The sequence below is a fragment of the uncultured Gimesia sp. genome (assembly GCF_937919775.1).
GTDB lineage: Bacteria > Planctomycetota > Planctomycetia > Planctomycetales > Planctomycetaceae > Gimesia.
The window spans coordinates 1-3,701 of the sequence record NZ_CALFPF010000620.1 but is presented as its reverse complement, the minus strand read 5'-3'; the positions used below and the strand labels follow the sequence as shown (position 1 = coordinate 3,701).

General features: G+C 45.8%; 3 protein-coding genes and 1 pseudogene. 2 read left to right on the top strand and 2 right to left on the bottom strand.

Going from position 1 to position 3,701, the window contains the following annotated elements; translation table 11 throughout:
* Both ilvC and Q0294_RS17770 read left to right on the top strand, forming a co-directional pair.
* Positions 1–755, top strand: a 755-nt coding sequence (gene ilvC / locus Q0294_RS17775) for a ketol-acid reductoisomerase (protein ID WP_299468139.1), incomplete at its 5' end; no start/stop codon positions are given.
* A 204-nt stretch (positions 756–959) separates the two neighbouring features.
* Complete coding sequence (locus Q0294_RS17770; protein ID WP_299468138.1) at positions 960–1,832, top strand: radical SAM protein; 873 nt, start codon at positions 960–962, stop codon at positions 1,830–1,832.
* A gap of 47 nt (positions 1,833–1,879) precedes the next feature.
* Here Q0294_RS17770 and Q0294_RS17765 read toward each other — a convergent pair whose 3' ends face one another.
* Positions 1,880–2,665 carry a DUF4912 domain-containing protein gene (locus tag Q0294_RS17765; protein ID WP_299468136.1) on the bottom strand — a complete coding sequence of 262 codons (786 nt, stop codon included), beginning with the start codon at positions 2,663–2,665 and terminating at the stop codon, positions 1,880–1,882.
* Positions 2,666–2,881: 216 nt separating this feature from the next.
* A pseudogene (locus Q0294_RS23480) lies at positions 2,882–2,986 on the bottom strand (Rho termination factor N-terminal domain-containing protein); the annotation flags it as partial.
* Positions 2,987–3,701: the final 715 nt, after the last annotated feature.

Below are 3,701 nucleotides of genomic sequence, written 5' to 3'. Positions count from 1 at the left end.
ATGAAGTTCAGGGCGATCTCTACAAAAGTGAAATTCTCCCTAATTTGAGCAAGGGAAATCTGCTGCTCTGTTCTCATGGATTCAATATCCACTTTAATCAGGTTGTCCCGCCCGTGGGTGTCGACGCTGCTTTAGTCGCCCCCAAAGGTCCCGGTCACCTTGTACGCAGCGAATATGTTAAAGGAGGCGGAGTCCCCTCGCTGATCGCTTTAGTTGACGGTGCTGGAGAAAGCGCTCGTCAGCTGGCATTAGCGTACGCCAAAGGCATCGGCGGAACTCGCGGCGGTGTGATTGAAACATCCTTCGCTGAGGAAACAGAAACAGACCTGTTCGGCGAACAGGTTGTGCTCTGTGGTGGTGTCAGCGAACTGGTAAAAGCCGGTTATGACACACTGGTTGAAGCAGGATATCAGCCTGAAATGGCTTATTTTGAGTGCATGCATGAACTCAAACTGATCGTGGACCTGTTCTACGAAGGCGGTTTGAACTACATGCGTTACAGTGTATCCAACACAGCCGAATATGGTGATTATTCTAGCGGACCACGCATCATCACAGCAGAAACTCGCAAGGAAATGAAGAAGATCCTGACTGAGATTCAAACGGGTGAATTTGCCAGAAACTGGTTACTGGAAAATAAAGCCAATCAGGCCTCGTTCAAAGCGATCCGTCGTTTGAACAGACAACACCCGATTGAAACCGTCGGTAAAGAACTTCGTCGCATGATGAGCTGGATCGATTCCAAGGAAGTCTAATCCGCTCCTGTATATGCCCTGAAGAAAGTACATACGTGGCAATGACTTATCATAGTTGTTGCCACGTTTTTTTGTTGATATTGTTCTCATTCGGGTAAAGCGGTCGATTGGATCAAGTGATAACTATTCAAGCCCCTCTTGTCTTTCAGGGCGAGCAGACATATAAAAAGAAAAAGCCAATCGCATCCTATTGGAATTTGAGCCATGCCATCATCGTCACTCCCACTACACTCTGAGCATCAGCGAACTTATCACGAGAATAAGTTTGTCTATCCGGTGCTGTCCCGGCGCAGTAAAGGGATCTCAATCGGCATCAATTTGAATCCGGATAAAATCTGTAATTTTGACTGTATCTACTGTCAGGTAGATCGCCGCGAAGAATCCGAAACCCGTTTTGTCGGGTTTGAGCAACTGATCGCAGAGCTTGATGACATGCTGAAGTTTGTGATCAGTGGTGAAATTTATCAGGACCCGAAATTTGCTTCGGTCCCTCCCGACCTCAGGCGGCTAAACGATATTGCATTTTCCGGGGCTGGAGAGCCTACAACATACCGCAATTTTGATCAAATCGTCAAAGAAGTGGCGGGCCTGAAAAAGAAATATCAGGCCGATCAGGTCAAAATGGTTCTCATTACCAATGCCAGCATGTTCCACCGGAAAAGTACACAGGATGCTTTGAAAATTTTAGATGAAAATCAAGGCGAAATCTGGGCAAAACTTGACGCCGGTACCGAAAGCTATTTTAAAACCATTGATCGAACCAAAATTCGATTTTCAAAGGTTCTCGAGAACATCACTCTCGTAGCAAAGCAGAGGCCGATTGTGATTCAGAGCCTGTTTATGCAGGTCAGTCAGCAGCCCCCCGAAGAAGCTGAAATTGAAGCATACTGCCAGAGGCTGAATGAGATTGTCAACTCAGGAGGGCAGATCAAACTGGTTCAGGTTTACACAATCGCCCGCCGGACTGCTGAAGATTATGTGACTTCGCTCAGTTCAGAACAAGTCGACCAGATTGCCCGGAAAGTGGAAGAGAAAACGGGCCTTACCACTGACGTGTTTTACGGAAACGCCGACTGACAGAGAAGCGCACTCTGTCAGTCATCTGGCGATGCGAGCGCATTTCCTTATTCATCAAGATGAACTGGTTCCAGATCTTTTGTATTCCGTTCAATGGCGAGCACAATTGTTTGCTGACGTCGCTTGTTAGATGACGTATTTACCGCCGGGATTACCTGCCTGCCATTAGGAAGGCTCAATCGCAGAGCAAATCGCCCTTCTTTGCTGACAGGGATTTTTTCTCCCAGCAAAGTAACTTCCGCTTGTGGATCGGACGTCCCATGAATGAGCAATTCTGTTTCCACATGAAACTCTCGTTTAGTTTTCTTGCCGTTGGTTCCACTTGATTCACCGTTTGAATCAAGTGTGAGCGGAAGAGCAAGCCTTGTCATGGGGCTTCCCCCATTATTAGGTCGTGACGTATAACGCCTCGATCGCGTAGCCGAGTAATTGCTATCGAGGGCACGTCTCGTTTTTCCTCCTTTTTCACAAACTTCGGGCATGGGAGGCGTCAGTTTGTGAGAATAGAGTAAACCGAAGAATTTGTTTTGCGGAGTTACAAAACCGAGCTGTAATTTATAAGACCGGGCAGGTTGATCGATTTGCACATACCATAAGCCGGAATCGATTTTGATTTCAACGTCTTTGACATAGGCTTTACTGGTCCTGCTGTTTTCATTCGTTGTGATATCATACACACGAATGACAGGCACGGCCTGATACCAGTAGGCACCTAAGGCTGCTTTGGCACGGTCCAGACTTCCCTGGGTAATCGTCCAGGTTGCCAGCAGCCAGTGGGAATCTTTGACCTGCGCATTCAGGGTTGTCTCAGACGATTCCGAAGTGGGATGCATTTTTTCGCTGCAAGAACTCTGCCCGTTTGATCGAAGCAATTTTTGAATTTTTGCCTGATGTTCTGTTGGAGTCAGATTGGGAGAATTAGAACTGTTTTGAGAAGGGAAAGAAGGAACAGCTGCAGGTCTGTGAGTTTCAGATGGAGGAGATTTTTTGGTGATGGGAGTGCTCTTACTCTTGGGCTTTAATGTTGCTGTCTTGATTTTAGCGATCGCTTTGACCAATTCCTGCTTTCTCATACCATGCCAACCGGCAATTCCATGAGACTTTGCAGTTGCTGCTAAATCACGACGAGTTTGACACTCAAGGGCCTTAATCATCGCTGGGGACATTAGGAATGACTCCCAAAATCAATCAAGACACTGGTCGGCGCCTCAATTATGCCTTAGTCGTCCATGACAGTCAGGATAAGTTCTAGCACATCTGCCCCGTTCCAAAACATTCCAGCAATCGTGAAAATATTAAATCCCTTATCTACACGATCAAAATGCAGTGAACAATATGTAAACGTCAAATCAAAATTTCGACCAGGACGCTACTCTCCCCAGAACAGAAAGCCACTAATAATAATTCTCAAAATCAGGAACTACAACTGGCTATACAAAAGCAGTTCCCATGCTCAGTTTGCAAAAATGCCCCCTTGGCCAGACTGATGGATCTTATTCAGCAGCATGCATTGTCTGCTCAAATAAGATTCACAATTTCAGAGTGCCGTGTCATTGCGGTATACATAACAGATGAATCATTTTTGAAACATGGTAATACTTTTAACACGACACGACACAAAAATCAACTATTGAGGCATTCTGATTTCTGTAAAAACAGCGTCACACCAACTGCATCTCCTTACATAGTATGCGCTTATAATTTTAGGGCCTTCAAAATTCACGATCTGCCAAAACAAAGCGTGAGTTCAAGGTGTTTAAGTCAGGTTCAGAGGATTCCGGCATTCGCACGTCGTCAATTCCGTTTGATTCTGGTTCCACAAACGATTTGACTATTTTGAGTTGAGTTTGTTGTTTCACAACGTCCTCG

Coding starts and splice junctions, on each gene's coding strand:
- Q0294_RS17770 (WP_299468138.1), top strand. CDS start 960: ATGCCATCATCGTCACTCCCACTACACTCTGAGCATCAGCGAACTTAT.
- Q0294_RS17765 (WP_299468136.1), bottom strand. CDS start 2,665: ATGCATCCCACTTCGGAATCGTCTGAGACAACCCTGAATGCGCAGGTC.